Raw genomic sequence first — 4,328 nt, 5'->3', positions numbered from 1 at the left:
GTCGTCTCAAAATATTTCGGATACTTTCATCAAGATACAGAAATCGCAGACGGCGATTTGGTCTGAGATTGAATTTGATTGCTGGTATCTACAATTACGAACTTCGTTACCGAGAAAAATATATATCTTGATTACTTTTGCAAGAGATCTAATTTATGCCCCCCTATCGAACCATAACAAGTAACGAAGAGCCGAACTGGACAGGCGAGTATTTTACTAAATTACCTACCGGCTATTTTTCAAGAAGATAGTGAAGCTAACCAGCCGAATTTTCTCGGTCGCTTTCTACTGGCTTTTGAAAGAATCCTCCTTGGTTTAGGAGAAGTATCTTCAGAAGTTCCTCAACCGGGTCTAGAAGAAATTCTGGGGGGAGGAAACATCACTGATGGTAGCGGAACAACCCAGTTAGCAGGAGTTTATCGGTATTTTGAGCCAGGAGCAAACTTAAACGCATCTCAACACACTACTAGGGATTTCTTACCTTGGCTGGCTAGTTGGGTAGCCTTGACTCTGCGGGATGATTGGGAAGAAAATAAGAAACGACTATTGATTGCTAGAGCAACTCAATTGTATCGGCTGCGAGGCACCAAACGCGGTTTAGAAGAGGCTTTAATTATTTATACCCAAACGGGGGTACAGACGACATCTGATGTTGGTGTGCAGGTCAATGAACTGAACGCGCCATTTCAGGTAGGTGTCCATGCTACCATTGGTAAAGATACCATCCTTGATGGTGGCGCTCCCTTCTTCTTTTGGGTGCAAATTGTTTTGCCAACGGCCAATCCTGAACGGCGCAAGCAACAGCAAGAGATTGTTACCGCTATTGTCGATTTACAAAAACCAGCTCACACTGACTATCGCCAACCGATTACAGTAGTAACGCCTGTATTTCGGATTGATGTTAATTCCACTGTAGGCATCGATACTCTTTTAGATCCGCTTTGAAGATAACCGACCTAACACTATCTGTACTGCAATCTAAACTTACCCAAGGAGACGAAAGATGGCTAACCCAATCAAACGCTTAAATTACTTTAACGGGCAATTCCTGCGAGCCCCCGATTTTACTGAGGAACAAACCTATCACCTAGAGATGAGACGGCGACACAATGAGAATCTCCACACTTGGGGCATCGCCGATGGCTTAAAATTACAATATACTATTGGTTCGTCCCAGATAGAAATTGCTGAAGGCATGGCGATTGACAGTAAGGGACGAGAGATTGTGCTAGTGGAGAAAGCTGATAAAGATTTATCTGGCTTTGTTAATAAAACGGTCTATGTTACTATCGCCCACGAGTATAAGCAAGTCGATAAGACGAATGAAACGGGAGTGGAAGGCTTTACCCGCGTACAAGAAATCCCCACCATTAAGATAAGTGAAAATCCCCCTTCCGCTGATCAATTGAGTTTGCAATTGATCTTGGGGCGGGTGACTGTGAACAATGAGGGCAAAATTACAGCCACCGATGAAGGAGAGGGAGTCAATCGGCGGCGTGCTGCTGGGGTTGTTGCTGGCGATTTAGAAGCCCGTAGTCTCACTTTAACTGATACTAATGTTGACCCATCCCAATGGTCCCGGATGCGTTTAGGAGCCGCCGGACGAGCCGATTTACAAAGTAACCTGAGAGTTACTGGTAATCTGGAAGTGACCGGCAATATCGGCATTGCCACCACCGCTGCTCCTACTCAAAGATTAGAGGTCAATGGCAATGTCAAAGCTACCTCATTTCTCGGAGATGGCTCAAACTTAACAGGAGTTGTGAAAAACCTCGACTTGGCAGTTAAAAAAGCTGGGGATACGATGACCGGTTCTCTGACAATTCAAAATGGTGATTTAAAAGTAACTGGTACAATTACGGGGACAATTGATGCGACAAATATTACTACAGGAACATTAAATGTTGCTCGTATTCCTAATTTATCGGCTAATAAAATTATTGATGTATATGATATCTATTTAAGAGGATCAGCCTTTGATTCAACAGAGGGAAATATTACATTTTTAAAGATTGCTAACTTTGATTTTGGGCTGACAACACAACGTGGATTGAATACGATAATTCTCAACCCAGGTGGTGCTTATAAACTTAAGGCGAATCACGATGTATATGGAGATAATAAAAATTGGAATAAATGGGCTGATTGGGTTAACTCTAATGCCGCAGCTGGAGATTTAGTAGCTGTTGCCAGCTATGATGCTTTAAGTATGGCTCCCATGGGTGGTTCAGCAGCTACTCTGTTGGGTGCGATTAATGGGACAAAAGCCTTTGAAGCAATAGAGCGTGTTTCTTATGCACTGTTTTTTATTAAAGGAGAATCAAAATGTATAGAAGTATTACAAGCTCATCGAGGTCCTAATGCTCATTTAAAAACGGGCTATGCTTTTAGTCAGCTATCATTTAACTTTAACAACTTTAACAGCGAGGAAGCCTGGATAGTCCCAGCATTTATGAATGGTTGGATAAATTTTGATACCACCCATAATCCTGCTGGATATTTCAAAGATAGTTTGGGAATAGTTCACCTCAGAGGGTTAGTCAAGAATGGTACTAACAATACTACTATTTTTACGCTTCCTGTTGGTTATAGACCTTCCAATCAAGAACTTCAAGCAGTTCAAACCAATCTTAATACAATTGGTCGGGTTGATATTCTTGCTGATGGACAAGTTACAGTAGTATCAGGAAGTAATGGGTGGGTTTCTTTAGATGGGATTACCTTTAGGGCCGGAGGATGATATTAATAGACCTCTTGCAAAAGTCTTAAGTCGATCCTTGTACAGCAACATTTTTGAAGATTATCAACTACTAATAAATAATTAACTGAAAGTCCCTCCCATTATTGTTTCTATCGTTTGTTTTCGGATTTATGCAAGAGGTCTAATCTATGACTGAATTCATTCTCATCCTAAAATCTAAAATCACTCTACTGTGTTTGTTCACAGGAAAAGTCGCTCAACAGACACTAAAATATCAGGAAATGCTAGGGGTGTGATCGCTCCTTGAACAACCCTAAATTCTTCAAGGTAATGACTTCCTTGAGGATTTCTGAATACAATCACCTGCTTGGTTGCTAAATCTAAAACCCAATATTCCTCAATTCCAGCCGTTGCATAAATTGCCAGTTTAATCTCTAAATCCTTCTTTAAGCTTGTCTTGGCAATTTCTATAATCCAGAAAATATCTTGAGAACCTGGATGGCGATCATTGTAGGATGATTCTGGTAGTCGAACAATGGCAATATCAGGTTCGGGTTCCGAGTCAGATAGGGTAATTGGTCCATTGAAACGGACATCAGCCTTGCTTGAAAGCAAATCTTCTAAATATTTTACACCTCGTTTAGCTGTAGTGTAATGAAGCGGGGTTTCCGGACTCATTTCAAAAATTTTGCCATCTAATAATTCCCAACGACGATCACGCAGAATACCTGCTTCAATCATCTGATGATAATCTTCTAAAGAACATTTAGCCAATGTTTTCATATAGCATTTCCCTCTGAATCAAATAGTGCTAAAGCGCAACTACGAACTTACTTTTACAAGATGTCTAATGTCAGGATTTTGCCGTGCCACATAGTTAGCGAATCCGCTGTATCAGTTATCAGTGATATAATAACATGATATAGTGTTTTCAAATAAAATGTGGAAAGACCTCTGTAGAGGCGCAAGGAACCTGCGTCCTTATCTCGTTCCACAACTCAAATGTAAACGCTATAGCAAATCTAAATGATTCGTCAACCTCCTCTGTTTCCCATGTATGATAATGATCGTGTCGATCAATCACAGTGCGATCGCACATCTTATCAGTTGGAGGGAAATATATCTGGCTTGATCAAATGGCCAAAGAACTAAACATTAGCTGTCAAGCTGTGATTAAATAATAATAATAGCGATCACTTTAAACGCCTTATACCTAAAGAAACATGAAGGAACAACTAGAAAAACGCCTCGCTGTCAGGAATGTCAATGCTCTTTAAATAAATCTATGAATGTTGTCTATCAACTACAAGGCGTTGAATTTGAGTGGGATAGTCATAAAGCTCAGATTAATTTGGAAAAACATGGCATTAGCTTTGAGGAGGCAACAGAGGCGTTTTTTGACCCCTTTTACCAAGAAGGAGAAGCAACCCCCCAGAATGTTACCAATAGTGAACAACGTCAGTTTATTCTGGGTTATTAGACCTCTTGCATAATTTTTTTATGGTATAATGGAGGGTTTTGCTTTTTTCTCAATTCTTAGATTGAAGTGGAAAAAAGAATAAAATGTGATCTTAGGTCAGGAAATCATCTATAATTTTGCTATGTTTATTAGCAAAATTATGGATTA

General features: G+C 40.2%; 4 protein-coding genes and 1 pseudogene. 4 read left to right on the top strand and 1 reads right to left on the bottom strand.

Annotated features, from left to right (window positions below):
• The 3 genes and pseudogenes from H6F92_RS04135 to H6F92_RS04125 all read left to right on the top strand — a co-directional run.
• A pseudogene (locus H6F92_RS04135) lies at positions 1–131 on the top strand (IS5 family transposase); the annotation flags it as partial.
• Positions 132–210: 79 nt separating this feature from the next.
• Positions 211–945, top strand: a complete 735-nt coding sequence (locus H6F92_RS04130) for a phage tail protein (RefSeq protein WP_190356889.1) — start codon at positions 211–213, stop codon at positions 943–945.
• A gap of 58 nt (positions 946–1,003) precedes the next feature.
• Positions 1,004–2,740, top strand: a complete 1,737-nt coding sequence (locus H6F92_RS04125) for a hypothetical protein (protein ID WP_190356888.1) — start codon at positions 1,004–1,006, stop codon at positions 2,738–2,740.
• Positions 2,741–2,941: 201 nt separating this feature from the next.
• Here the strand turns inward: H6F92_RS04125 and H6F92_RS04120 are convergent, their stop codons facing one another.
• Entirely contained in the window at positions 2,942–3,484 is a 543-nt protein-coding gene (locus H6F92_RS04120; RefSeq protein WP_190356887.1) for a Uma2 family endonuclease, read from the bottom strand.
• A gap of 502 nt (positions 3,485–3,986) precedes the next feature.
• On the opposite strand from H6F92_RS04120, the gene H6F92_RS04115 reads away from it, so the two are divergent.
• A complete protein-coding gene (locus H6F92_RS04115) occupies positions 3,987–4,181 on the top strand; it encodes a BrnT family toxin (protein WP_242030000.1) in 195 nt (64 codons plus the stop codon).
• Positions 4,182–4,328: the final 147 nt, after the last annotated feature.

Origin of the sequence: Microcystis wesenbergii FACHB-1317, assembly GCF_014696875.1 — a bacterium.
Taxonomy (GTDB): domain Bacteria; phylum Cyanobacteriota; class Cyanobacteriia; order Cyanobacteriales; family Microcystaceae; genus Microcystis; species Microcystis wesenbergii_A.
The sequence above is the reverse complement of the archived record's forward strand: the minus strand, read 5'-3'. Positions and strand labels throughout refer to the sequence as shown.